The 22523-nt window shown below is 66.1% G+C and carries 26 protein-coding genes; 13 read left to right on the forward strand and 13 right to left on the reverse strand.

The window, feature by feature from the left end; all coding sequences use genetic code 11:
- The first annotated feature begins 41 nt into the window (after positions 1-41).
- From M1247_RS04935 to M1247_RS04945, 3 genes are read left to right on the forward strand one after another with little or no spacing between them, the layout of a single operon-like run.
- Complete coding sequence (locus M1247_RS04935) at positions 42-1427, forward strand: FAD-dependent oxidoreductase (protein ID WP_317155167.1); 1386 nt, start codon at positions 42-44, stop codon at positions 1425-1427.
- Positions 1424-3118: a dihydroxy-acid dehydratase gene (gene ilvD / locus M1247_RS04940; protein WP_317155168.1), complete on the forward strand. Its 1695-nt coding sequence runs from the start codon at positions 1424-1426 to the stop codon at positions 3116-3118. Before M1247_RS04935 ends, ilvD begins: the two co-directional genes overlap by 4 nt.
- A 20-nt stretch (positions 3119-3138) precedes the next feature.
- Positions 3139-4497 carry an MFS transporter gene (locus tag M1247_RS04945; RefSeq protein ID WP_317155169.1) on the forward strand — a complete coding sequence of 453 codons (1359 nt, stop codon included), beginning with the start codon at positions 3139-3141 and terminating at the stop codon, positions 4495-4497.
- Positions 4498-4505: 8 nt separating this feature from the next.
- Here M1247_RS04945 and M1247_RS04950 read toward each other — a convergent pair whose 3' ends face one another.
- The 5 genes from M1247_RS04950 to M1247_RS04970 are packed head-to-tail and all read right to left on the reverse strand — an operon-like array spanning position 4506 to position 9939.
- On the reverse strand, positions 4506-5615 hold the full coding sequence (locus M1247_RS04950; RefSeq protein ID WP_317155170.1) for an acetamidase/formamidase family protein: 1110 nt from the start codon (positions 5613-5615) through the stop codon (positions 4506-4508).
- Positions 5612-7141, reverse strand: coding sequence for an amidase (locus M1247_RS04955; RefSeq protein ID WP_317155171.1), 1530 nt, complete (start codon positions 7139-7141; stop codon positions 5612-5614). The genes M1247_RS04950 and M1247_RS04955 overlap by 4 nt, the downstream gene beginning before the upstream one ends.
- A 45-nt stretch (positions 7142-7186) precedes the next feature.
- A complete protein-coding gene (locus M1247_RS04960; RefSeq protein ID WP_317155172.1) occupies positions 7187-8221 on the reverse strand; it encodes an ABC transporter substrate-binding protein in 1035 nt (344 codons plus the stop codon).
- A 22-nt stretch (positions 8222-8243) separates the two neighbouring features.
- The gene (locus M1247_RS04965) at positions 8244-9065 is read right to left on the reverse strand and encodes an ABC transporter permease (RefSeq protein ID WP_317155173.1); all 822 of its coding nucleotides are present in this window, start codon (positions 9063-9065) and stop codon (positions 8244-8246) included.
- A 43-nt stretch (positions 9066-9108) separates the two neighbouring features.
- Positions 9109-9939 carry an ABC transporter ATP-binding protein gene (locus M1247_RS04970; RefSeq protein ID WP_317155174.1) on the reverse strand — a complete coding sequence of 277 codons (831 nt, stop codon included), beginning with the start codon at positions 9937-9939 and terminating at the stop codon, positions 9109-9111.
- 603 nt (positions 9940-10542) lie between these two features.
- Here M1247_RS04970 and M1247_RS04975 point away from each other — a divergent pair.
- Positions 10543-10818, forward strand: a complete 276-nt coding sequence (locus M1247_RS04975; RefSeq protein WP_317155175.1) for a DUF1876 domain-containing protein — start codon at positions 10543-10545, stop codon at positions 10816-10818.
- Positions 10819-10820: 2 nt separating this feature from the next.
- Here the strand turns inward: M1247_RS04975 and M1247_RS04980 are convergent, their stop codons facing one another.
- The 4 genes from M1247_RS04980 to M1247_RS04995 form a co-directional block, all read right to left on the reverse strand.
- Complete coding sequence (locus M1247_RS04980) at positions 10821-11906, reverse strand: 3-beta-hydroxysteroid dehydrogenase (RefSeq protein WP_317155176.1); 1086 nt, start codon at positions 11904-11906, stop codon at positions 10821-10823.
- An 81-nt stretch (positions 11907-11987) separates the two neighbouring features.
- Positions 11988-12200, reverse strand: a complete 213-nt coding sequence (locus M1247_RS04985; protein WP_317155177.1) for an exodeoxyribonuclease VII small subunit — start codon at positions 12198-12200, stop codon at positions 11988-11990.
- Entirely contained in the window at positions 12197-13438 is a 1242-nt protein-coding gene (gene xseA / locus M1247_RS04990) for an exodeoxyribonuclease VII large subunit (RefSeq protein WP_317155178.1), read from the reverse strand. Before xseA ends, M1247_RS04985 begins: the two co-directional genes overlap by 4 nt.
- A complete protein-coding gene (locus M1247_RS04995) occupies positions 13435-13998 on the reverse strand; it encodes a lipid droplet-associated protein (protein ID WP_317155179.1) in 564 nt (187 codons plus the stop codon). Before M1247_RS04995 ends, xseA begins: the two co-directional genes overlap by 4 nt.
- A gap of 53 nt (positions 13999-14051) precedes the next feature.
- Between M1247_RS04995 and M1247_RS05000 the strand changes: the two genes are divergently transcribed.
- Positions 14052-15065, forward strand: coding sequence for a 4-hydroxy-3-methylbut-2-enyl diphosphate reductase (locus M1247_RS05000; RefSeq protein ID WP_317155180.1), 1014 nt, complete (start codon positions 14052-14054; stop codon positions 15063-15065).
- Between the two features lie 5 nt (positions 15066-15070).
- On the opposite strand, the gene M1247_RS05005 is transcribed toward M1247_RS05000, so the two are convergent.
- Positions 15071-16267 carry a DUF6542 domain-containing protein gene (locus M1247_RS05005; protein WP_317155181.1) on the reverse strand — a complete coding sequence of 399 codons (1197 nt, stop codon included), beginning with the start codon at positions 16265-16267 and terminating at the stop codon, positions 15071-15073.
- A gap of 84 nt (positions 16268-16351) precedes the next feature.
- On the opposite strand from M1247_RS05005, the gene ychF reads away from it, so the two are divergent.
- The 7 genes from ychF (at position 16352) to M1247_RS05040 (ending at position 20272) form a co-directional block, all read left to right on the forward strand.
- Complete coding sequence (gene ychF, locus M1247_RS05010) at positions 16352-17437, forward strand: redox-regulated ATPase YchF (RefSeq protein ID WP_317155182.1); 1086 nt, start codon at positions 16352-16354, stop codon at positions 17435-17437.
- A gap of 32 nt (positions 17438-17469) precedes the next feature.
- Positions 17470-17868: an ester cyclase gene (locus tag M1247_RS05015; protein WP_317155183.1), complete on the forward strand. Its 399-nt coding sequence runs from the start codon at positions 17470-17472 to the stop codon at positions 17866-17868.
- A 54-nt stretch (positions 17869-17922) separates the two neighbouring features.
- Positions 17923-18060 (forward strand): hypothetical protein, encoded by a 138-nt coding sequence (locus M1247_RS05020; protein ID WP_317155184.1) that lies wholly within the window; start codon positions 17923-17925, stop codon positions 18058-18060.
- Positions 18061-18311: 251 nt separating this feature from the next.
- Complete coding sequence (locus tag M1247_RS05025; RefSeq protein WP_317155185.1) at positions 18312-18671, forward strand: DUF1801 domain-containing protein; 360 nt, start codon at positions 18312-18314, stop codon at positions 18669-18671.
- A gap of 41 nt (positions 18672-18712) precedes the next feature.
- Complete coding sequence (locus tag M1247_RS05030) at positions 18713-19111, forward strand: VOC family protein (protein WP_317155186.1); 399 nt, start codon at positions 18713-18715, stop codon at positions 19109-19111.
- 101 nt (positions 19112-19212) lie between these two features.
- Positions 19213-19635: a VOC family protein gene (locus M1247_RS05035; RefSeq protein ID WP_317155187.1), complete on the forward strand. Its 423-nt coding sequence runs from the start codon at positions 19213-19215 to the stop codon at positions 19633-19635.
- 58 nt (positions 19636-19693) lie between these two features.
- Positions 19694-20272, forward strand: a complete 579-nt coding sequence (locus M1247_RS05040; protein ID WP_317155188.1) for a GNAT family N-acetyltransferase — start codon at positions 19694-19696, stop codon at positions 20270-20272.
- On the opposite strand, the gene M1247_RS05045 is transcribed toward M1247_RS05040, so the two are convergent.
- Both M1247_RS05045 and M1247_RS05050 read right to left on the reverse strand, forming a co-directional pair.
- Complete coding sequence (locus tag M1247_RS05045; protein ID WP_317155189.1) at positions 20235-20759, reverse strand: sigma-70 family RNA polymerase sigma factor; 525 nt, start codon at positions 20757-20759, stop codon at positions 20235-20237. The genes M1247_RS05040 and M1247_RS05045 overlap by 38 nt on opposite strands.
- Positions 20760-20881: 122 nt before the next feature.
- Positions 20882-21562 (reverse strand): guanylate cyclase, encoded by a 681-nt coding sequence (locus M1247_RS05050; RefSeq protein WP_410506822.1) that lies wholly within the window; start codon positions 21560-21562, stop codon positions 20882-20884.
- Between the two features lie 41 nt (positions 21563-21603).
- On the opposite strand from M1247_RS05050, the gene M1247_RS05055 reads away from it, so the two are divergent.
- Complete coding sequence (locus tag M1247_RS05055; protein WP_317155191.1) at positions 21604-21771, forward strand: hypothetical protein; 168 nt, start codon at positions 21604-21606, stop codon at positions 21769-21771.
- Here the strand turns inward: M1247_RS05055 and M1247_RS05060 are convergent.
- Positions 21732-22514 (reverse strand): adenylate/guanylate cyclase domain-containing protein, encoded by a 783-nt coding sequence (locus tag M1247_RS05060; protein WP_317155600.1) that lies wholly within the window; start codon positions 22512-22514, stop codon positions 21732-21734. The two genes, M1247_RS05055 and M1247_RS05060, sit on opposite strands and share 40 nt — an antisense overlap.
- Between the last annotated feature and the right edge of the window lie 9 nt (positions 22515-22523).

Raw genomic sequence — 22523 nt, forward strand, 5'->3', positions numbered from 1 at the left:
TGGGCTAGACAGTATCGCGACATCAGATGTACGGTCCACATATGACCAATATATCGGTTGCATGGCGGTTGTGGGCGGGTATCGATCAGCAACGGCTTCCGGTGGTGGCCGACGTGGACGTCGCCGTGGTCGGTGCGGGTGCGGCAGGCGTGGCCGCGGCCACCGTCGCCGCCGAGGCCGGCGCGTCGGTCGTCGTGGTGGAGAAGTACGGGTTCGCCGGTGGCGCCGCGGTCGCAGGCATGTCCGGGACCATTTGCGGCATGTACCTCGCCTCCGATGACCGCAAGCGGCCCGAGCGGATCGTCCACGGGTTCACCGAGCGATTCGCCGGGGAGCTGAACGCCCGCGGTGGCCTGACCGAGCCGCAGCCGTACGGCAAGACCTTCACCGCGGCTCACGATCCGCTGGTCTGGCGGGAGGTGGCCGACCAGCTGCTGACCGCGGCCGGGGTGCGGGTCCTCTTCCACACCCAGGTCATCGAGGTGATCGTCGAAGACGACGCCTATCGCGGTTTGGTGGTCGCGTCCAATGCGGGCGTCGGGCTCATCCGGGCGGCGCGGGTGATCGACGCCTCCGGTGACGGTGCCGTCGTGGCCCGCGGCGGCGGCACCTACCGGTTCGGCGACGACGGACGTATCCAGAACCCGACGATGTTCTTCCGGATCGGCAACGTCGACCGGGACGCCTTCTGGACCGCGTGGGGCGCCGACACCATTTGCCCGCCATGGGTTTCCGAGGCCATCGGCGAGGCGCGTGCCAACGGGCTCGAGCTGCCCAGGAACAAGATCTGGATTTTCGACACCACCCGACCCGACGAGCTGCTCGTCAACGCGACGCGACTGACCGCGCCCGACGGCAGGATGCTCAACGTGATCGACCCGGACGATTTCACGATCGCCGAGATCGAAGGCCGCAGGCAGGTCCGGGCGTACGCGCGATTTCTCGCCGAAACGGTGCCCGGCTGCGCGCAGACCTATGTGGTGGACACCGGTGTCGAGGCCGGGATCCGCCAGACCCGCACCCTCGACTGTATTGCCACACTGCGCGACAGCGACGTCGTGGGCGGGGTGAAGCGTGGCGACAGCATCTGCCGTTCGCCGTGGCCGATCGAACTGCACGACGGTGAAAGGCCCAAGCTGCACTGGCTTCTCGACGACTACTACGACGTGCCTTACGGCACGCTGGTGCCCCAGCGCGGCGAGAACGTCATCGTCGCCGGCCGTTGCCTGAGTGCCGAGCATCAAGCGCTGGCCTCGGCCCGCGTCACCGCCCAGTGTTTCGAGTACGGCCACGCCGCCGCAGTGGCCACGGTGCTCTCACTGGAGCACGGCACCAGCTACCGCGATCTTGCGCCCCACGATATCCAAGCCCGGATGATCGCGAATGGAAGCGCGCTGCAGTGCCAGGAAAGGCAGGAAGCCCAATGACCGACAACTTCGAACGCGCCGCTGTACCAGGAGAACTGCGCAGCAACTTCACGCCGGGCAGCACCCGGTGGGCAGTGCGGCGAGCGCAGTGGAGCGCCATGGGAATCGACTGGAACGACCAGCAGAAACCCAAGATCGCGATCGTCAACACGTCATCGCAGCTGTCGGTGTGTTTCGCCCACCTCGACGACGTGGCCACTCGCGTGGCCGACGCGGTGCGCGAATCCGGCGGCCTACCCTTCGAGATACGCACCACCGCGCCAAGCGATTTCGTAACCAGCGCGGGCCGAAAGGCCCGTTACCTGATGCCCACCCGTGACCTGATCGTCAACGACGTCGAAGCCGCGGTCGAAGGAGCGGTGCTGGACGGCATTGTGTTCCTGTCCTCGTGCGACAAGACCACCCCGGCCCATCTCATGGCCGCCGCGCGGCTGGACCTGCCCGCGATCGTGGTGATCGGCGGCTACCAGCGCGGCGGGACGTGGAGTGGCTGTTCGGTCGACATCGACACGGTCTACGAATCGGTGGGCGCGCTGGGCGCGGGCACCATGACCGTCGACGAACTGGGTGAGTTGGCGGACCGCGCGATCCAGGGCCCGGGCGTGTGCGCGGGCCTGGCCACCGCCAACACCATGCACTGCCTCGCCGAGGCTCTCGGCATGACAGTGGCGGGTTCGGCACCGACGCGGGCGAATTCGGAGCGGATGCTGGCCAACGCGACCGCGGCCGGGCAGCGCATCGTGCGGATGGTCGAGCAGAACCTGACCGCGCGCCAGATCATCACGGAGAAGTCGATCGAGAATGCGGTCGAGGTCGCACTGGCGCTCGGCGGTTCGGTCAACTGCATCCGGCACCTGGCGGCGATCAGTGCGGAGGCCGACCTCGACCTCGACATCGTCGCGCTGTTCGAGAAACATGGCGGCGACGCGGTGCAACTCGCCGCGATCCGGCCCAACGGCACGCACCAGGTGTGGGACCTCGACGGGATCGGCGGAGTTCAGACCGTCATGCGCACGTTGCTGCCCCGGCTGCACGGCGACGCCCTCACCGTCGACGGCAACACTGTGGCCCAACGCGCCGACAGCGCGCGGCAGGCCGACGGTCAGATCCTGCACACCCTCGAGGATCCGATCAACGATGAACCCGGTCTGATCATCCTGCGCGGGTCCCTGGCTCCGGACGGCTCGATCGTCAAGGTGGCCGGCGTCGGCAAGACGACACGACGCCAGTTCAGCGGGCCTGCAAAGGTGTTCGTCGGCGAAGACGACGCGATCCTGGCGCTGGGCGACGGCCGGATCGCGCGTGGCGATGTCATCGTGCTGCGCGGAATGGGACCACGTGGCGGCCCGGGCACGGTGTTCGCCGCCAGCTTCGTCGCCGCGCTGAACGGGGCCGGACTCGGCGGGTATGTCGCGGTGGTCACCGACGGTGAGCTGTCCGGCCTCAACCACGGGCTGGTGGTGGGGCAGGTCATGCCCGAGGCGGCTGACGGCGGCCCGCTGGCGGGACTGCAGGACGGCGACACCGTGGCGATCGACCTGGACGCCCGGCGCATCGACGCCAGCCCCGTGCGCGACGGTGATCCGGTGCGCGCCGCCGGTGAACACCCCGAGCACGGTTGGCTCGGCCAGTACGCCGCGCTGGTCGGCCCCATCCAGCGCGGTGCGGTACTGCGCAGGCAGCACAACTGAATTCCCGGCAAAGGAGCCTCATGTCCATAACCTCCAATCGGCCGCCAAACCAGGCCCGTAAAGCGGGCATCGCCGCGCTGGTGGGAACCACGCTCGAGTGGTACGACTTCCTCATCTACGGCACCGCGGCCGCGCTGGTGCTCAACTCGCAGTTCTTCCCCAGCGTGGATCCGACAATCGGCACGCTGGCGGCATTCGCCTCGTACGCGGTCGGGTTCCTGGCGCGGCCGCTCGGTGGGATCGTGTTGGGCAACATGGGCGATCGAGTCGGTCGCAAAAGGATGCTCATCTTCACGATCGTGCTGATGGGTACGGCGACGACCCTGATCGGTGTGCTACCGAACTACGACACGATCGGCGTGCTGGCACCCGTGCTGTTGATCGTGCTGCGGCTGTTGCAGGGCTTCGGTGCCGGCGGCGAATATGCCGGCGCGGTGGTGCTGTCGGTCGAACACGGTGACCAACAACGACGCGGGTTGGCCGGTGCTTGGGCGCCAACGGGATTCGCGATCGCCACGCTGCTGTCCACCGGTGTGTTCCAGCTTGCCACGATGCTTCCCGACGACGCGTTCCACAGCTGGGGCTGGCGGGTGCCCTTCCTGCTCGGTGCGGTCCTGCTGATTGTCGGGTACTTCATCCGCCGCAACATCGACGAGACCCAGGCTTACGAGAAGGCGGTGCAGGCCGAGGCACAGGGAGCTGTCGAGGAAACCAAGATTCCAGTCCTGGAAGCCATTCGGCGTAACCCACGCAATTTCCTCGTCGTGGTGGGTTCACGGCTCGCGGAGAACGGGTTCGCCTATCTCTTCCCCGTCTTCGCCGTCGGGTTCGCGGTGAACAACGTCGGTGTGCCGAGCAGCACCACCCTGCTCGCGGTGGTGATCGCGTCGGCCGTGCAGATCGGTGCCATCCCCGTGTGGGCCCATGTCAGCGACAGGATCGGACGGCGCCCCGTCTACGCCGCGGGTGCGCTGGTATCGGTGCTGTGGCTGGTGCCGTTCTTCCTCATGCTCGAATCCCTCAGTCCGCCGCTGCTCATCGTGGGCTTCGTCGTCGGCCTCGGCATCCTCTATCCGGCCATGCTTGCGCCCCAGGCGGCCTACTACGCCGAGCTGTTCGATACCCGGACGCGCTTGTCGGGATTCGCCTTCGCCCGGGAGATCGGGTCGGTGCTGGCCGGCGGTTTCCTTCCGCTGATCGCGACCGCCTTGATCGCGGCGTTCGGGCACTGGTGGATCATCGTCGTCTACCTCGCCGTGCTCACCGCGATCACCTTGGTGGCGCTGGCTTACGGCCCGGAAACCAACCGCAAGAACATCGAGGACATCACGACGGACGGCGACGCCGAGCCCGCCCGCAGCGACGCCGCGACCAACTGAGCCTGCGCCTACTCGAAGATGTCGGTGGGAATCATGGCCGATACCAGAACGTTTGGTGCGTCCACGATCTGGCTGATCCGCAGGTCCACGGCGACGCTGCACAACGCATACGCCTGCTGGCGGGTGAAGCCGCGGTCCGCGGTGAGGTGATCGACCATCAACCGGAGTGCGTTGCGGGTGGCCAGGTTGAGACTCTCGGGGTGGATGCGGCCGTCAGAGTCGGTCGAGATGCCGGTCACCGCGAAGTGCGGTCGACTCGCCACTTCTACCGGCCCGGGGGTGAGCCGTTCGAAGCGCAGGTGCTGCCGATCCTGTGCGGTGGCAGCGCCCTTGCGCAGATCGAAACGTACGACCACCCGGGTTGTGGTTTCCACTGCCGCGCCGCATGACTCACCGTCGCCTTGCGCGAAGTGGCCGTCGCCCACCGAGAACAACGCACCGTCCACCCACACCGGTAGGTAGACGCGGCTGCCTGCGGTGAGGTGTTTGATGTCGACGTTGCCGCCGGCCTGGGTGGGGGAGATGGTGCGCCGTGCCTCATCGCCGAGAACGTCCGGCGGAACGGCCGAGGTCGGATTGCTCAGTTCGACCAGTCCGCCCTCGTCTGCGGCGCACTGCTCGGCGGCCTTGGTGCGTTCGAACAGGTTTCGCGACGGTGCGACACCCATGACACCCATGAAGGGCGCACCGGGTAACCGGACACCGGGCAGGTCCACCGAGCTGGCGAAGCCGTCGGCGATCTCCCATCGCACGATGTGCGGCTCGGTGAACTCCTCGCGCAGGAACCCGAACCCAGGAATGTTCAAGGTGGCGCCGAAGTTTCCGGTCTCCACCGACAACACGTCCACGACGAGTTGGTCGCCGGGTTCGGCACCGTCGATGTGTACCGGGCCGGTGAGCGGATGGATGCGGGCCAGGTCCGCGCGCAGCACGTCCGCCGCGGTCGAGGCGTGGGTGAACTGGCCGTCGTAGCCGTCGCGGGCGTCGATGGCGACCACATCTCCCGGGGCGCAGTGCAGTACGGCGGGAATGTCCGGGTGCCAACGGTTGTGGCCGGCCCGGGGATCCTCGACGAGGGGGCGGCTCAGATCCAGCGCGATCTCGTGTGTGGCGTTCATGATGCGCTTCCTTTCGCGGTGGGGAACCCGCCGACGGCTTGTTCGAAGGCATGCGCCACCCGCAGCACCGTGGCGTCGTCGAAGTGGCGGCCGACGATCATCATGCCAGTCGGCAGGCCGTTCACCAGGCCGGCCGGGACGCTGCAGGCAGGATGGCCGGATACGTCGAAACTGGCCGTATTGGCCATCATTTCCAGTGCTCGTGCCAGATATTCGTCCCGCGGGGCATCTGCCTCGGGGATCGGGGTGGCCAGAATCGGCGTGGTGGGCATGACGATGACGTCGTAGCGCGACAGCGCTTCGTCGTACGCGGCCCGCAAGCGTGGGACCAGGTTGCGGGCCTTCGCGTAGTGCGCACCGTGGTGATGATCGATGGCGTGCCGCCCGGCCAGCAGGACAAGTTTGACGGTGTCCGGGAAGAGTGTGCCGTCGGCCCGCCAGCGGCCGCCGTAGTGTTCGATCAGGGCCGGGTCGTAGAAGCCCTGCCAGTTCATGCCGTACGCGTTACCGTCGACCATCTGGGCCGTTCCGCCCTCCACGGCGATCACATCCCAGATCTTGCGGCCGTGCAGATGCCACGGAATCGATACCTCGTCGCACTCCATGCCCTGTGCGCGAAGCACATCCACCGCGTCCCGCACCGCGTCGTCCACTCCCGGCACCGCCTCGGGGTGTCCGAACCCTTCGCGCAGCACGCCGATCCGCACCCCGGCGACGGGGCGTTCGAGCTCGGCGAGGTAATCGGCTCCGGTGACCCCGGCCGGCTGTCGGGGGTCGAGGCCGTCGGTTCCGGCGATCACCCCGAGGACGAGTGCCGCGTCGGCGACCGTCCGTGTCATCGGGCCGAGGTGATCGAGGGTCTGCTCGATGGGGAACGCGCCGGTGTAGGGGACCAGTCCGTGGGTGGGTTTGTGTCCGACGATGCCGGTGAACGCCGCAGGCAACCGTACCGAGCCACCCTGATCACCGCCGGTCGCCAGGTCGACCACCCCGGCCGCGACCAATGCCGCACTGCCGCTGGAGGAGCCACCGGTGGTCCGGGTCGGGTCCCAGGGGTTGCGCACCGGCCCGGTCGCCGAGGTGTGCGAGGCGCCGGAGAAGCAGAGGTTTTCGCACACGGCCTTGCCCGCAATGGTCGCCCCGGCCGCCAGCATCCGGGCGATGACGGTGGCGTCGCGGTCAGGGATGAAACCTTCGACAGTCGCCGAGCCGTTCATCATCGGCACGCCCGCCACGGCGGTGTTGTCCTTGACCGCGACCGTGCGCCCGGCCAGCGGCCCTTCTGTGGACTCCGTGATGTCGCAGGTGACATACCAGGCTCCGAGCGGATTGTGCTCAGGCTTGGCCCAGCTGCGCGTCGTGGCCGGTGGTTGCTGCTGCTCGTGCAGTTCGTCGACCAGCTCCCAGGCGCTCAGTACCTCCTTGACGTGCGGAGCGAACTCGGCGAGGTCGGCCTCGGACAACCCGAGACCGTATGTGGCGCAGGTGTGGGCAAGGTCGGCTGCGGTAGGTGGATCGATGGGCATGCGTTCTCCTGTTCGGCGTGGAGGGCGTGGGCGGACGGGGTTCGTTCAGCTGGCGTCGAGCGCCTCGCGGGCCTTGCCGGCCAGCTCGGTGTTCACGTTGTTCTGGTAGGAGGTGTCATCCGAGGGATAGGCGGCGATGTTCTTGGTGAACAACGAGATCTTCATGTTGTTGTCCCACGCCTGTTCGGTCACGGTGACGTCCTCGGCGTAACCCTTGGCCTCGATCTCGCGTTGCACAGCCGCCTTCACGACGTCACGGGAGAGGTCGGGGAAATACTCGGCCGCGATGTCGACGGTTGCCTCCGGTTCCGCATAGATGTACCTCGATGCCTTGGCGATCGCGGTCACGACGCCTTGGGCGGCAACCGGATTCTGAGCCAGGTAACGCTCGGTCGAGGTCAGGCTCGAGAACGCGAAGGGATTCCAGCTCGGGTTCGCCGCGAATGAGTAGACGACTTCCAGGTTTTGATCGACGACGGCCTGGCTGACGGTGGGTTCGAAGGACAGTGCGAGATCAGCCTGCCCGCTGGCGACGGCGGCCAGTTCACTCCCAAGGGCCACGTTCACGAGACTGACGTTCTGCAGTCCGTCCTGCTCGATGAGGTACTTCATGAATGCCCAGCTGGTGTCCGGCTCGGGGCTCACCACGACCTTCTTGCCCTCGAATATGGACGAGTCGTCCAGGTCGGTGCCCGCACCCTCACGGCCGATGACGAAGACGGACGGGGCGTTCTGGATGGCAGCCACCACCACGCCTGGTCCACCGTTCTCGTGGGATTTGGGGACGAAAACCGGGTCCTGGATGGATAAGTCGGCCGAGCCGCCCAGCACAGCCGCCCAGGACTGGGTTCCGCCACCGCCGGTGGCGATATCGACGGTGATGTTCTGCTCCTCGAAGTAGCCGTTCTCCTTGGCGACGTACAGAGGCAGGTACAGCAGGGATTGAAACGCCTGACTGATCCGGACTGTTGTGGTGCCGTCGGCGTTCGTGGGTGTCTCGCCGCCACACGCGGTGACAAGCAGTACGGCCGCTGCGGCGATCAGGGCGGCGCCTTGCCGGCGGAGTTGTTTTCCGTTCATGGACAGGACCTTTCAGCGATTCTCAGTGGCCGAGGGTGCGCTCGAGCGCGGTGACGAGGAGGTTGAAGACGAGCACCATGACCATGACGATCGCGATGCCGGCGATGACGAGGGTGATGGTGAAATTCGAACTACCGAGCAGGATCATGTGTCCCACACCGGCCTCGGAGCTGATGTACTCGCCGACGATTGCGCCGACCAGGGCGAAGCCGATGTTGAGCTTGAGCCCGGAAACCACCCAGGTCATCGCCGAGGGGATGACCAGCTTGCTGAAGATCTGCGACCGGGAAGCTCCGAAGGACTTCATCAGGTTGATCAGGTCGGGATCGGTGCGGCGGGCACCGCTGTAGGACGTGGTCAGTGAGACGACCACGCAGGAGAAGGCGACGATGACCACCTTCGAGGTCATTCCCGTGCCGAACCAGATGATGGTCAGGGGTGCGACCGCCAGCACCGGGATCGACCCGATTGCCGCGATGAAGGGCGCGGTGAGATCGGCGACGAACTGTGAGTACCACAGCAGCAGTCCCAGCGCCGAGCCGCCGACCGCGCCGACCAGGAATCCGAGCACGACTTCCAGGCTGGTGACGCCGATGTCGGTCCACAGTTGACCGGACATCGCGCGCTTGTGCAGCACGCTCCACACCGCGGTGGGCCGGCCGAACAGGAACGAGCTGATCGCTCCGGTTCTGGCGCCGAATTCCCAAGCGGCCAGGGCGAGTACGACGATTGATCCTTGCAGGGCATAGAGGGTGATCCGCCTCCGGCCGGGTGAGGGCACTGACGGGCTGCGGCGGCGGGGCGGTGTTTGCTCGGCGGATCGCCGGGGCAGGACGGTCGTCATCGGTTTTCCTTCGGGAGTGTGTCCGGGCAGTGGGGTACGGGTGTCATGCCGCACCCGGCGTCTGGCCGATGCCGCGCCAGATCCGCTCGTAGAACTCGTTGAAACGAGGTGCGAGCCGTCGTTCGTTGATGTCGGTGCTGGTGGTTCCGAGGTCGATGGCGAGTTCAGCGACCACCTCGCCCGGGTGCGCCTTGAGCACATAGACGCGGTCGGACATGGTGACGGCTTCCTCGATGTCGTGAGTCACGGCGACCACGGTCTTGCCGGATGCCCTGGCGGTTTCCAGCAGTTCGCCTTCCAACGCGATCTTGAGCGGATAGTCCAGGGCCTTGTAGGCCTCGTCCATCAGGATGATGTCGGGGTCTGTCACCATCGTGCGCATCAGTGCCGCACGTTGTTTCATCCCACCGGACAGATCCGAGGGGTACTTGTCCTCGTAGCCTTCGAGCTTGTAGGTCGAGAAGAGCGACCGGGCGCGGGTGCGTGCCTCTTTCTTACCGACTCCACGTACCTCCAGGCCGAGGACCACATTTTCCAGCACCGTCCGCCAGGGAAACAGCAGATCCTTCTGCAACACGTAGCCGATGTGTCGGGAGGTGGATCCCGTGACGTCCTCGCCGTTGACCCGAACCGATCCCGCGGTGGGCGCGACGAGTCCGGTGATGATGTTGAACAGGGTGGACTTGCCGCAGCCACTGGGCCCCACGATCGTGACGAACTCGCCGCGACCGGCATGCAGGCTCAGCCCCCTCAAAACCTGGAGCGGACCGGCCGCGGTCAGATACTCCTTGTCGATCCCGGCGACCTCGAGCCGGTGCGGTGTCGTCCGGTCCGCTGTGCGGAGCGCCTCAGCAAACGAATCATTATCCGACATATCACTCATATATCGTCTTACCCATCTCGTGTGCGGCCGAGGTTTCGACCGTGCTACATCCGTGTGAACTGATCGCCGGCGAGGGCTGGAACGCCCGTACCCGAACTGTGTCCACAAAGCGAAGCACACGAATTGCCTCTAGACAACCGATTGCGCAAAATTGGTCTATTTATGAACAACCGGTTGTGCGCAGGTATCGCACTCCCGTGGTCGGCACCCGGAGGTCCCTGTTTTCGCATCGCGAGCAGACGCGGTGTTTCCGCTCGAGGGAATCGTTGTCGTCAGCTTCACGCATTTTCTGCAAGGACCGGCCGCAACTGCGCTGCGGGCCGGGCGCCAGGCCGCCGAGATGGTCGAGCAGCATGGTGGCGGCCGCCTCGCCGAGACGTTGGAGGGGAAGACGCACCGTGGTGGGGGCGGGGTACACGGTGCTGGCCACCCGGTCGGGGTCGGCGTTCCGGGGATGAACGTGATTCTACTGTGGCCCAAAGCAATCAAATGCTCAGTGGCAACCCGGCCACCCTGCCATTGATAACTACGGTTGTCCCAACCGCTGGCATCCGAACCGGTCGCGGTGCATCCTTGAATGTGGAGGGTGATGACATGTACGACAAAGATCTGTCCAACAAGTGGCTGGTCGAAATCGAGTTCTCCGAGGACGACATCCACACCCACGCCTCAGCGCGAGCGCAGTTGCGCGACGACACCATCGGCACCACCGGCGATGCCTATCGCAACCCCAAAGACCCCGGCCTACCGATGATCGGCGAGGAGATCGCGGCGGCGCGTGCGCTCATCTCGCTGGGCACCGAACTGTTGCATGCAGCGTCGGCGCGCATCGAGCAGGCGACGCACCACCCGGTGCACCTGTACCGCTAGAGCTACGCGGGCACAGGTTGTTTGGCCTGTGACCGCATCTGCTCGAACAGCTCGACGTAGTACGGCATGCAGTCGTCCATGGCCTGGACGGTGGTGTAGAGCGGCCGGTAGCCCAGATCGCGCTTGGCCTTGGCGATCGAGAAGTAGTTGTGGAGGTAAAGACGTTCCACGGCAAGTGGTTCCAGTAGCGGAGCGGGAATGCCGAAGCGGAAGTGGAGGCGCTGCCACGCGGTCATCGCGGAGTGCACCAGGCGCCCGGGCACCCGCACCCGCGGCAGCTTGCGCCCGCACGCGGCGATCACGGGACGCGCGAACTCGAACATGTTGATCGGTTCGCCGTCGTTGATGAAATAGGCCTGCCCGGGCGCGGTGCCGCCGGGCACAAGGTGTTGCGCGGCCAGGATGAAACCGTGAATGAGGTTGTGCACGTAGGAGTTGTCCAGCAGCGTGCTCTTGCGGCCGACGAGCACCTTGACGTGGCCGGCGAGGACACTTTCGAACACCTTGCGGAACATGGTCTGATCACCACGGCCCCAGATGCCGCTGGGCCGGATGGAACAGGTGAGCATGTCGCCCACCCCGTTCTGGCCGAGCACGAACTTCTCGGCGACCACCTTCGTCTCGGTGTACAGATCGTTGAACCGGTCGGTGTAGGGCATCGTCTCGTCGCCGCCGACGATGTGCTGCCCGCCCATCACCACGCTGTTCGATGCGGTATAGACGAACCGCTTCACTCCCGCGTCCCGGGCGGCGTGGACGAGGTTCTCGGTGCCGCCGACGTTCACCGCGAAGCTGCGCTTCCGGTACTCGTCGGTGACCGAGGCGCCGCCCATCAGATCGATGATGGCGGCGGTGTGGAAGATCGTGTCGATGCCGGCGACTGCGGTGGCGACGGTGTCCTTGTCGCAGATGTCGCCGACGACAACCTCAAGCCCCGCATGATCGGGCAGCGGGGAAGGCGCACGGTCGAACGAACGGACCGCATATCCGCGGTCGAGCAGCTCGGTCACCAGATTGGCCCCGACGAAGCCGGAGCCTCCGGTGACCAGAACCCGGCCCAATTCGATCTTCAACGATGCGTCACCCATCCGGCGAGCATAAATGAAACACGTTCCAATTTCGAGTCCCGGGGTGGATCATCACCCACCGTGTACAGCCGATCGACCGAACTACTGGTCTTCGTCAGCATCAGTTGCCAACGTCTCTTCGATGCGTTGACGTGCGCCGGCAAGATGTTCTTCACAGCGCTGTGCGAGCTTCTCGCCACGCTCCCACAACACCAGGGATGCGTCGAGATCCAGACCCCCCTGCTCCAGCTGCGCGACGACCTCGATCAGCTCGTCGCGGGCCTCTTCGTATCCAAGCTCACCAATGGGTTTCATGCGGAGTCTCCCTCGATACCTTCGCTCAGTGCGGTGACCACGCCGTCGGACACCCGAACCCGCAGCCGGGCCCCACGCGGTGCGTCGGCGACCGACCGCAACACCGTCGGTGCGGCGGCATCGGGTACGGCCTGGACCACCGCGTAGCCGCGGGCCAGCGTTGCGGCAGGCCCCAGTGTGGTCAGCCGTGCCGACAAGTGGCCGATGCGGTCACTTTCGGCGGTGACCAGCCGGGTGATGTCGCGTCGCGCGGTGGCACGGGCCCGGTGGATCTCTTCGGCCCGCGCGCTCAGGACCGTCAGCGGCTGAGCCAGCACCGGGCGGCTACGCAGTTGACTCAGCGTGTGCGCCTCGCGGTTGACCCAGTTGCGCAGGGCGCGGGCGCTGCGTCGTTGCAGGTCGTTGACCAGTGCCTGTTCGGCGGCGGCGTCGGGAACGATGCGTTTGGCCGCGTCGGTCGGGGTGGCGGCCCGCAGATCGGCGACCAGATCGCACACCGGATTGTCCGGTTCGTGTCCGATCGCGCTGACCACGGGCGTACGACAGGCCGCGATGGCCCGGCACAGCGTCTCATCGGAGAACGGCAGCAGGTCCTCGACGCTGCCACCGCCGCGCGCGACGACGATGACGTCGACCGCGGGATCAAGATCCAGCGCCGCTAGAGCCTCTACGATCTGCGGCACCGCATTGGGGCCTTGCACGATGGTGTTGCGGATCGCGAACCGCACCGCAGGCCAGCGGGCGGTGGCGACACTGGTCACGTCGCGTTCGGCGGCCGAGGCGCGTCCGGTGATCAGCCCGATCGTGCCGGGCAGAAACGGAATGGGCCGTTTGAGCCGCGGGTCGAACAACCCCTCGGCGTCCAGCAGCCGGCGCATCCGGTCGATGCGGGCAAGCAGTTCGCCGATACCGACGGCGCGAATCTCGGTGACCCGCAACGAGAATGTGCCACGCCCGGTGTAGAAGTTCGGTTTGCCGCAGACGACCACCTGGGTGCCCTCGGTGAGTTTCACCGGGGCATTGCGCACCAGGTCGCGCGGGCAGGTGATGGTCAACGACATGTCGGCGGCAGGATCGCGCAACACCATGAACACGGTCTTGGCGTCGGGCCGGATCTTGAGCTCGGTCAACTGACCCTCGACCCAGACGATGCCGAGCCGGTCGATCCACTTGGCCACGCGGGTGGCGACGGCGCGGACCGGCCACGGATTCTCCGGCGACTGACCCGGTTCGGTCACTTCGCGGTCGCGCGGGTGATCCTGTTGGCGAGCAACGTCACGAACGGGGCGCGGGCCCGGCCGGCCTCCTCATAGGCCAGCAGGGCCTCCAGGTCGCCGACCCGCAGCGAGTTCAACCGGGCGCGCAGCTGGGCCAACGTGAGCGAGTCGTAGTCCAGTTCCTCGACGACGCCCGGCGCGGTGACCACCGTCGCCCGGCCGTTCGTGGACGCGGGGCTCGACTCGGGCTCACCCGAGCTGTACAGCGCGAACCTGCCCTCGGTGCGTCGCTCGCCGTCGCCGCTCGGCGAGGCACCCGCGGCGGGGTCGGTGTCGAGGTCTTCGTCGAAGGTGGCCCACTCGGGTTGCTCCTCCTTCGGAGGGAACAGCTGTTCCAACGTCTCGTCACCCTTGATGGCGAGCTCGGCGAGGTTCTGCTGGACGTGCATGACGATGTTCGCGGCCTGGCTGACCATCGTCATCGGATAAGTGAGGATGGTCTGGGGCAGCCTGCGGGTCTCCTCGATCGCGGTTACCGCCGCGCCCACGAGCAGCCTCACCCCATACGGTGCAGTTCCCATGGGCAACAGACTACGGCTGGCTCGGTTTGGCGGTGGCCCCGTACCCTGGTGACATGCCATCGACGATCAACATGGGTATCCCGGGTGCTTCGAGCTCGGTGAGCTCCGGTGGCTGGTCACAACCGGCCGGCAAGCGGGTCTTACTGGCCGAACCCCGCGGCTACTGCGCAGGTGTGGACCGCGCCGTGGAAACGGTGGAACGCGCTCTGGAGAAGCACGGCGCCCCGGTCTACGTCCGGCACGAAATCGTGCACAACGTCCATGTCGTGGAGACCCTGGCCAAGGCCGGGGCGATCTTCGTCGACGAGACCGACGAGGTGCCCGAAGGCTCGATCGTGGTGTTCTCCGCACACGGCGTCGCGCCGACCGTCCACGAGACCGCCGCCGAACGCGACCTCCGGGTCATCGACGCGACCTGCCCGCTGGTCACCAAGGTGCACAACGAGGCCAAGCGGTTCGCCCGCGACGATTACGACATCCTGCTCATCGGTCACGAGGGCCACGAGGAGGTCGTCGGCACAGCCGGCGAGGCGCCCGACCATGTGCAGCTCGTCGACGGGCCCGAGTCGGTCGATCAGGTCACCGTCCGCGACGAGGACAAGGTGATCTGGCTCTCGCAGACCACGCTCAGTGTCGACGAGACCATGGAGACGGTGCAGCGGCTGCGGGAGAAGTTCCCCAAGCTGCAGGACCCGCCGAGCGACGACATCTGCTACGCCACCCAGAACCGTCAGGTGGCCGTCAAGGCGATGGCGCCCGAATGTGAACTGGTGATCGTGGTGGGCTCGCGCAATTCGTCGAACTCGGTGCGGCTGGTCGAGGTGGCACTGGGCGCCGGTTCGGCGGCCTCGCACCTCGTCGACTATGCCGAGGACATCGACCCGGCCTGGCTCGAGGGTGTCACCACCATCGGCGTCACTTCCGGGGCGTCCGTGCCCGAGGTGTTGGTGCGTGGCGTGCTGGAACGGTTGGCCGAGTACGGCTATGACACCGTGCAGCCGGTGACCACCGCCAACGAGACGCTCGTCTTCGCACTGCCCCGCGAGATCCGCCCGCCGCGCCGCTGAGCGGTCTAAGCGTCGTACTCCCAGGACCGGGACTGCCGGTCCGGTGGCGTTGACCGGCGCCGGCTCCGGTATTCCGCACGGTTGTCGTCGTCCTCGGCGCCGCGGTAGCGCACCCGGGACACCGGATGATGCGTCGACCGACCCGCCCCGTGACCATTGGTCGGCCGGGCATCGAAGGGCTCCTCGAACGGTTGGTAGTCGTCGAAACGTCGACGCCGCTGCGCCCGGTCCGGGGAGGCCGCGCCGCGCCGGTCTGCCGGTGGTTGTTTACGAGGCTCGCGCGGTTGGGTGCGGACCCGGCGGCGCGGTTCGGCCGGCGGCACCAACGGCGGCTCGGACGCGCGCGGCGGCCGCGGGCGGCGGGGACGTTCCGGCGCGCCCATCGCGTCGGGATCTCTCTTGCTCCTCACGTCCGCGGGATCTCTCTTGCTCCTCACGTCCGCGGGATCCCTCTTGCTCCTCACATCCGCGGGATCGAACTCGGTGTCCCGCAGGCGGCCCGTCCGGGAGCGTGACGCTGCGGACCGCTTCGTCGGCTTGCGTTCGGCGCGGGCGCCCTGGGCCGTCGCCGGCTTGCGGCGCGAAGGACGCTCGGAGGAACGCCGGCGTGGTGAGGGCTCGGCAGCCGGATCCTGCTCGGCAGATCGCCGCGTTGCGGGTTTGCGGAACAGCAGCCCGGAAATTTTCGCTGTGACGGCCGCCACAATCGGCGGTTGGGTCGATTTCTGCGTGTCCTTGCGGTCCTTCTCGACGCTCGCCGCACCACGGGTCGTCAGGCTGAAGTACCAGCGCCCCAACCCGATCAGCAAAACGGCGGCAGAGGTGAACAGCATCAACGGGAACCGTTCGATCAACGGATAACCACAGTTGATCGCAAGGTCTTTCACGCCGCCCAGCTGCCCACCGTGGAACAGGAAGTATGAGCCGGGCACCGCGAAGAACAGGATCAGCGGGGGCTGGATGACCGCGGTGAACACCCCGGACTGGCGCACCACGAGCACCGCGGCGAGCGCGCCCAGCACATAGCAGACGGCGAACACCGAACTGAGTTCCCGACTGCCCGATCCGGCGTCGAAGGCGAATCCGATCGCAGTAGCCGTGACGGCCAGCAGCACAGCACCCCACCACGGCACACCTGGAAACTTGGGGTGCACAGAGCGGTGGTCAGCCGGCACCGCCGGCTGTGCGCGCAGTCCTGACACAGCTAGACCGTACCGGCTCCCGGTGCTCTTGCGCTGCCAGCACGCGCCCGCGGACTCGTCACTCTCTCCTAGACTGTGGTCCCTGTGAGCCTCAACCTCGGAATCGTCGGTTTGCCCAACGTCGGTAAGTCGACCTTGTTCAACGCCCTGACACGAAACAACGTGCTGGCGGCGAACTACCCCTTCGCCACCATCGAACCCAACGAGGGCGTGGTGCCGTTACCGGATCCGCGGCTCGACGAACTCGCCAAGGTGTTCGGTTCGGAGAAGATCGTGCCCGCGCCGGTGACGTTCGTCGACATCGCCGGAATCGTCAAAGGAGCGTCCGAGGGCGCAGGCCTGGGCAACAAGTTCCTGGCCAACATCCGCGAATGCGACGCGATTTGCCAGGTTGTGCGGGTGTTCACCGACGACGACGTCGTGCATGTCGACGGCCGGGTGGACCCGCGCTCGGATATCGAGGTGATCGAGACCGAGCTGATCCTGGCGGATATGCAGACGCTGGAGAAGGCGGTGCCGCGGCTGGAGAAAGAGGCGCGCACCAACAAAGAACGCAAGCCGGTGCACGAGGCCGCACTCGCGGCGCAGGAACTGCTCAACGGCGGCACCACGCTGTTCGCCGGAGCCGCCGGCGCCAAGATCGACGTGGCGGTGTTGCGCGAGCTGAACCTGCTGACCATCAAACCGTTCCTGTACGCGTTCAACGCCGACGAGGCCGTGCTCACCGACGAGGCGCGCAAGGCAGCGCTGCGCGAACTGGTGGCGCCGGCCGACGCGGTGTTCCTCGATGCCAAGATCGAGGCCGAGTTGCAGGAGCTCGACGAGGAGTCGGCCGCCGAGCTGCTGGAGTCGATCGGCCAGACCGAGCGCGGCCTGGATGCCCTGGCCCGGGCCGGATTCCACACGCTGCGGCTGCAGACCTACCTGACCGCGGGGCCGAAGGAGGCCCGCGCCTGGACGATTCACCAAGGCGACACCGCCCCGAAAGCGGCGGGCGTGATCCACACCGACTTCGAGAAGGGCTTCATCAAGGCCGAGGTGGTGTCCTTCGACGATCTGGTGGCCGCCGGGTCCATGGCGGCCGCGAAAGCTGCGGGCAAGGTCCGGATGGAAGGCAAGGACTACGTGATGGCCGACGGCGATGTCGTCGAGTTCCGGTTCAACGTCTAGTCAGCAGAAGAAGTGATGGAATCGGAAGACCGATGAAAAGTGGCGATCTGCTTGTGGTCTATCGCGACTACTTGGCCTGCTTGAACGAACGGCGATGGGACGAACTCGGACGATTTGTCGCCGACGAGGTCCTTTACAACGGTAAACGGCTAGGTCTCAGCGGCTATCGGGCGATGCTGGAGGCTGATACCGAGGCGATACCCGACCTCGAGTTCATCCCGGAGATTCTGCTCGCCGACGGTCATGTGGTGTCCTGCAGGCTCTTCTTTGAGTGCACTCCACAGCAAGCGTTTCTGGGTTTCAAGCCGACAGGCGGGCGAGTTTCGTTTCCGGAGCACGTCTTCTACAGGTTCGACAATCGGCAGATCGTCGAGGTCTGGTCGGTGATCGACAAGGCGGCCATTGGCGAGCAGTTGTCCAAGGAGTCGTAGCGCCGACGGCGACGTGGTGGAGTTCCGCTTCAACGTCTAGCCACGTTCCTCCTCGTGACCGATTACCTCGTCGACGACTCGGTCTGGGCGAGGTTGGCTACTGGAGACGAGGAAATCACCGCGCGACTGCGGCGCATCGACAACCGACGTTCATCTCCGCGGGGCCGCGGCATCGGCGTCTTCGACGAGTAGCTCGCCGAGAGTGAACAAGTTGGCGAGATTTTGGACGGACCTCGGCATCTTCCTCACGCTCGATGTCAGCTCGATGTTAATGTGCGTGACGTGGCGGCAATGCCTGCCACATTCTGCGCTTCCAGGCGAAGGATCGCCTGAATCATTGCGGAGAGGCCTGAACTGATCAGGACATGTCCGAATGGGGTGCTGCGCCTTCTGGCGCGCCAATTCCATTGTGCCGGTAGAGCGATATCGGCAGACGAAAGGACATGACAGTGGCTACGAAGGACGACAAGAACCTCCAGCAGGTCCTCGACAAGATCGCGAAAATGGCTGAGCCTGCGCGAGGTGTCATGCAGCGCATGCACGATGTGATCGTCGCTGCTGCGCCCGAACTCAAGCCGCGTATCTGGTATGGCATGCCGGGTTACGCCAAGTCAGCGAGCAGTCCGGTCGTCGTGTTCTTCCGGAACGATGACCTGATGAGCCTTGGGGTGAGCGAGAAGGCCACGCTCAAGCCCGCCGGAGGCAAGGACGGGCTGTTGATCCCTGCGGCCTGGTACTTCGAGGACCTGGACGATGTCACCGAGCAGCGTGTTGCCGAGATCGTTCGTGCCGCGATCGAGTAACCGATGCTCCTCGCGCTGCGGGCGCGTAGGAAACTGTGATCATGGTCGCTGTCGCACAGATCAACATCATTGTCGCGGACCTCGAACAGAGCCGCGCCTTCTACGAACTCTTGGGGCTCACGTTCCGCAGTCGGAATCGGCGGGGTGAGGGCCCGGCTGAGGCGTGGGTATCGACGAACGTCGGCATCACCGTGGTGTTGCACTCGACGGAGTTCGCTTCGTGGTGGGACGAGACTGCGCCGCAGCCGTCCGCCGGCGGAATGCAAGTCGATCTCGAGGTCGAATCTGTGGAGCGGCTCGACGAGGTCGTTGCGGAGCTCGACGCCCTTGGCGTGACGAAGGTGAAGCCGCCCACAGACATGCCCTGGGGGCAGCGATTCGCGATCGTGCGTGACCCCGACGGATACCGGGTCGGGCTCAAGGCCCCGCTCGGCAGGTAGGAGACCGTCTCGGGGACGTCTTGTCGGAGGTCGTCGCTAGCATGCCTCGCGCGAGGAGCTGCACACCCGGCGGCAGCCCCCGCGCCTGGTGAGGGAGCTACATGAGCTTTGTTTCGACGCGCGTCATCACGGCCGACGTTGGTCGGCTGGTCGAGTTCTACGAAATGGTGACCGGAGTCGCCGCGGTCTGGGGCAACGAGTTGTTCGCGGAGATCCCGACCCCGGTCGGCACGTTGGCGATCGGCAGTGAGAAGACGGTGCCGCTGTTCGGAGCCGGCTCCGCCGAGCCGGCTGCCAACAGGAGCGCAATCCTGGAATTCCTCGTCGAGGACGTGGACGCCGAGTACGCGCGACTGCGCGAGCGTGTCGGGGAAGTCGTGACGGAGCCGACGACGATGCCGTGGGGTAACCGTGCGCTCCTGTTCCGGGATCCGGATGGAAACCTTGTCAACCTGTTCACCCCGGTCACCGACGAAGCTCGCGCCAAGTTCGGGGACCGGGAACGGCAACCGGAACGGGGTTAGTGAGAGCGATCTGCTTGTCTATCGCGAACAGGTCGTGAACAGCTGAGGAGGAAATCGTATGCGGGGCCTGGTGGACCACCTGCCCGTCACCCAGGACGGCGTCACGGTCCGGCAACTTCGCCATGCCGACGCGGCAGCATTCGCCGCAGGAACCAAAGACCCGCAGGTGCGCCGGTACGGGCATCTGCCGCTGTCTGATTACACCCCGGAGATCGTGCTCAATCAGATCGACGGGATCATTGCCGAGGGTATGGCGGCGGGAACACTCGCCGTGCTCGCCATTGCCGACGCCGCGTCCGAAATGTTCCTGGGCAGCATCGTGCTCTTCGACATCCGTGGCGATCGCGCCGAGGTCGGCTTCTGGTTGACCCCTGACGCACGTGGCAGAGGCGCCGCCAGGAGTGCCCTCGTCGCGATCGCACGCTTGGCCGCCGACGCAGGCATCCCGCATCTGGACGCACGCACCGTCGTCGACAACGCCGGGTCCCGGCGGGTACTCGAAGGCGCCGGGTTCAGGCAGGTCGGCGGGGCGAGCACCGATACCGCTCCGTCGGGGGAGACCGTCGTGTCAGTGAAGTTCGAGTGCGACCCCATCCAGGTCAGCTCCTGTTCACACAACCCATCTCCGACAGAATGATGCGTAAACGCTGCAATGCGTAGTGCAGCCGTGACTTCACGGTGCCTTCGGCGACGCCGAGATCGGCGGCGATCTGTCCGGTGGTCCAGCCGAGGTAGAACGACCGGCTCAGTACGGCCCGGTGCGATTCGGACAGTTGGGTCATGGCCTCGGCGATCAGCATGCGGTCCAAAGCGGCGTTCACCTCATCAGGGCCCATCCGATCCGACACCTCCGATGTGTCGGCATAACCAACTTCATGACGAAACCGGGCTGACCGGCTGCCATCGATGACGATATTGCGCGCAACTGTGAAAAGCCATGAGCGAAGGGGTAGTTCACCCTCGTTGCACTGAAGGTGACGCCATGCGCGCAGCAGCGTCTCCTGCACGACATCCTCGGCCCGGGTGCGGTTGCCGGTCAGTCGAAAAGCAAAGCGGCGCAACGGTGCGACGTGGTCGGCGTAAAGCTCCAGCATTTGTTCGGTCGGCTTTTCGACTGTCAGCATCCGACACCTCCGTGACCGGTTGGGTTGTTATGCCCAGCCTTGCCGGTGGCGGCGGCGAATTCGTCACTGCTGGCCCCAATCCGTGATACCGGCCAGCAGGTATTCCTGTGGGATTGCTTGCCTCAACCTGCGATTACACCGATCTCGTCGCCGAGTCGGTAGCCTTCACTCATCGGGAGCTGATCACCGCTCCAGAACGAGCCTGGGTCAAACCAGTTGTAGCGTTTGTCCGTCGTCAGCAGGCCCATTTCCTCGTAGGTGATGGCGACGGTCTCCGCGCAGTATGCGGTCTCCAGGCCGACGTCACGCGTGCGGGCTTTCTTCCGCTCCGCCGATTCGCGAACCTTGCTGTGCAGGAACGGGATTCCGCGAGTGAAGTCGGCGGCGCCAGGGATGCGTCCACGTAACCAACGGCCGGTCAGCCGTGCCGTGGTGGGAAACGCGGTGCCGTTCATCCGCGCGATCACCTCGAGCAGCGCGTCTTCCTGCGTGCGGGTCGCGGGCGGGGTGAGCTGACGCAGCCAGCAACGCTGCCCATAGTTGTCCATCCACCGCTCGACGGCCTGACGGGCATCGTTGAGTTGTACGCCGCGATGGTTGGTGCCCGTCCACATGTCCAGCAGCTTGTCGCCGAGTTCGGCATGCCAGATCAACGGCGGCAGGTCGTCGATCGCGACCGTCATCCCCACATGGTTGACCGGACTGTTGGTCAGCGTCTGGATGGCGCGGTCGGGCCCCGAGCCGCCGCGGAACAGCCAGATGTCGCCGGTCCGGGTTTCCTCCAGGGCCCTCGACAGGGACACCGTGTTCGCAGCCACCTCTGCACTTTAGGCACACTCAGTGCATGCGCAGTATCTGGAAGTGGGTCGGGTTGGCCGGTGTCGCCGGTGTCGTGGCAGGTGGGGTGATGGTGGCGCGCGACCAGCGTCGTCGCAACGCGTACACGCCCGAGGACATCCGGGCCAAACTCCATCAGCGGCTGGCCGAGGCGGGGGACCTGCCCGACCCCTGAGCGACGGCATAGAGCCGATGCGTGCCGCTGAAGCCTTTCAGCTCAGCGTCGCGGCCTCCGTCGAACGCGATGTCGTCCTCGTCGGCGCGGCCACATACGGCATCGCGTACCGGCTGGCTGACCAGGATCTGGCCGCCGTCGGCCTGTCCTGCCACCCGTGCGGCCATCGCGACGTTGCGACCGAACAGGTCGTCGCCACGCAGCACCGAGCGGCCCGTGTGGATACCGATGCGGACCCGGATACCGTCGGGTTGCCTGCGCAGCGCACGCTGCAGGTCCATGCCGCAGCGGACCGCCTGCGACGGCTGCGCGAAGGCAACCATGTACCCATCGCCCTGACTTTTGACGACGTGACCGGAGTGCGTCGCGACGCACTTGTGGACCAGCCGGTCATGGCGGCCGAGCAGCCTGACCCACGCCCGGTCGCCCATGCGTTCATTGAGGGCGGTGGATCCCTCGATGTCGGAGAACAGAATCGCGACCTTGCCGTTCGGCGCGAGCCGGGCCAGATCGGGACGCTCCACTTCCGCCCAGTCCGCAAGATCCTCGATCGAGGAGCGCACCGCCGCCCCCAGGCCCTCCGAGCGCAGGATGTTGGCGGTTTGCCACACCGTCTTGACCGCCTCGCGGCCGCCGGACCACAGGAGGTTGCGGGTGTCGGTACGACGCCGCAACGCCTCGACTTCACGCTGACTGGCGCGCAGCCGACGGACGAGCACAACCAACGCAACGGCTTCGGCCATCGCCACGAC

It is taken from the genome of Mycobacterium appelbergii, assembly GCF_032883035.1.
Lineage (GTDB): Bacteria > Actinomycetota > Actinomycetes > Mycobacteriales > Mycobacteriaceae > Mycobacterium > Mycobacterium appelbergii.

What these genes read in the sequence shown, in the direction of transcription:
- M1247_RS04935 (WP_317155167.1), top strand. Translation starts at nt 42, where the DNA reads ATGACCAATATATCGGTTGCATGGCGGTTGTGGGCGGGTATCGATCAG.
- ilvD (WP_317155168.1), top strand. Translation starts at nt 1,424, where the DNA reads ATGACCGACAACTTCGAACGCGCCGCTGTACCAGGAGAACTGCGCAGC.
- M1247_RS04945 (WP_317155169.1), top strand. Translation starts at nt 3,139, where the DNA reads ATGTCCATAACCTCCAATCGGCCGCCAAACCAGGCCCGTAAAGCGGGC.
- M1247_RS04950 (WP_317155170.1), bottom strand. Translation starts at nt 5,615, where the DNA reads ATGAACGCCACACACGAGATCGCGCTGGATCTGAGCCGCCCCCTCGTC.
- M1247_RS04955 (WP_317155171.1), bottom strand. Translation starts at nt 7,141, where the DNA reads ATGCCCATCGATCCACCTACCGCAGCCGACCTTGCCCACACCTGCGCC.
- M1247_RS04960 (WP_317155172.1), bottom strand. Translation starts at nt 8,221, where the DNA reads ATGAACGGAAAACAACTCCGCCGGCAAGGCGCCGCCCTGATCGCCGCA.
- M1247_RS04965 (WP_317155173.1), bottom strand. Translation starts at nt 9,065, where the DNA reads ATGACGACCGTCCTGCCCCGGCGATCCGCCGAGCAAACACCGCCCCGC.
- M1247_RS04970 (WP_317155174.1), bottom strand. Translation starts at nt 9,939, where the DNA reads ATGTCGGATAATGATTCGTTTGCTGAGGCGCTCCGCACAGCGGACCGG.
- M1247_RS04975 (WP_317155175.1), top strand. Translation starts at nt 10,543, where the DNA reads ATGTACGACAAAGATCTGTCCAACAAGTGGCTGGTCGAAATCGAGTTC.
- M1247_RS04980 (WP_317155176.1), bottom strand. Translation starts at nt 11,906, where the DNA reads ATGGGTGACGCATCGTTGAAGATCGAATTGGGCCGGGTTCTGGTCACC.
- M1247_RS04985 (WP_317155177.1), bottom strand. Translation starts at nt 12,200, where the DNA reads ATGAAACCCATTGGTGAGCTTGGATACGAAGAGGCCCGCGACGAGCTG.
- M1247_RS04995 (WP_317155179.1), bottom strand. Translation starts at nt 13,998, where the DNA reads ATGGGAACTGCACCGTATGGGGTGAGGCTGCTCGTGGGCGCGGCGGTA.
- M1247_RS05000 (WP_317155180.1), top strand. Translation starts at nt 14,052, where the DNA reads ATGCCATCGACGATCAACATGGGTATCCCGGGTGCTTCGAGCTCGGTG.
- M1247_RS05015 (WP_317155183.1), top strand. Translation starts at nt 17,470, where the DNA reads ATGAAAAGTGGCGATCTGCTTGTGGTCTATCGCGACTACTTGGCCTGC.
- M1247_RS05025 (WP_317155185.1), top strand. Translation starts at nt 18,312, where the DNA reads ATGACAGTGGCTACGAAGGACGACAAGAACCTCCAGCAGGTCCTCGAC.
- M1247_RS05030 (WP_317155186.1), top strand. Translation starts at nt 18,713, where the DNA reads ATGGTCGCTGTCGCACAGATCAACATCATTGTCGCGGACCTCGAACAG.
- M1247_RS05035 (WP_317155187.1), top strand. Translation starts at nt 19,213, where the DNA reads ATGAGCTTTGTTTCGACGCGCGTCATCACGGCCGACGTTGGTCGGCTG.
- M1247_RS05040 (WP_317155188.1), top strand. Translation starts at nt 19,694, where the DNA reads ATGCGGGGCCTGGTGGACCACCTGCCCGTCACCCAGGACGGCGTCACG.
- M1247_RS05045 (WP_317155189.1), bottom strand. Translation starts at nt 20,759, where the DNA reads ATGCTGACAGTCGAAAAGCCGACCGAACAAATGCTGGAGCTTTACGCC.
- M1247_RS05055 (WP_317155191.1), top strand. Translation starts at nt 21,604, where the DNA reads ATGCGCAGTATCTGGAAGTGGGTCGGGTTGGCCGGTGTCGCCGGTGTC.
- M1247_RS05060 (WP_317155600.1), bottom strand. Translation starts at nt 22,514, where the DNA reads ATGGCCGAAGCCGTTGCGTTGGTTGTGCTCGTCCGTCGGCTGCGCGCC.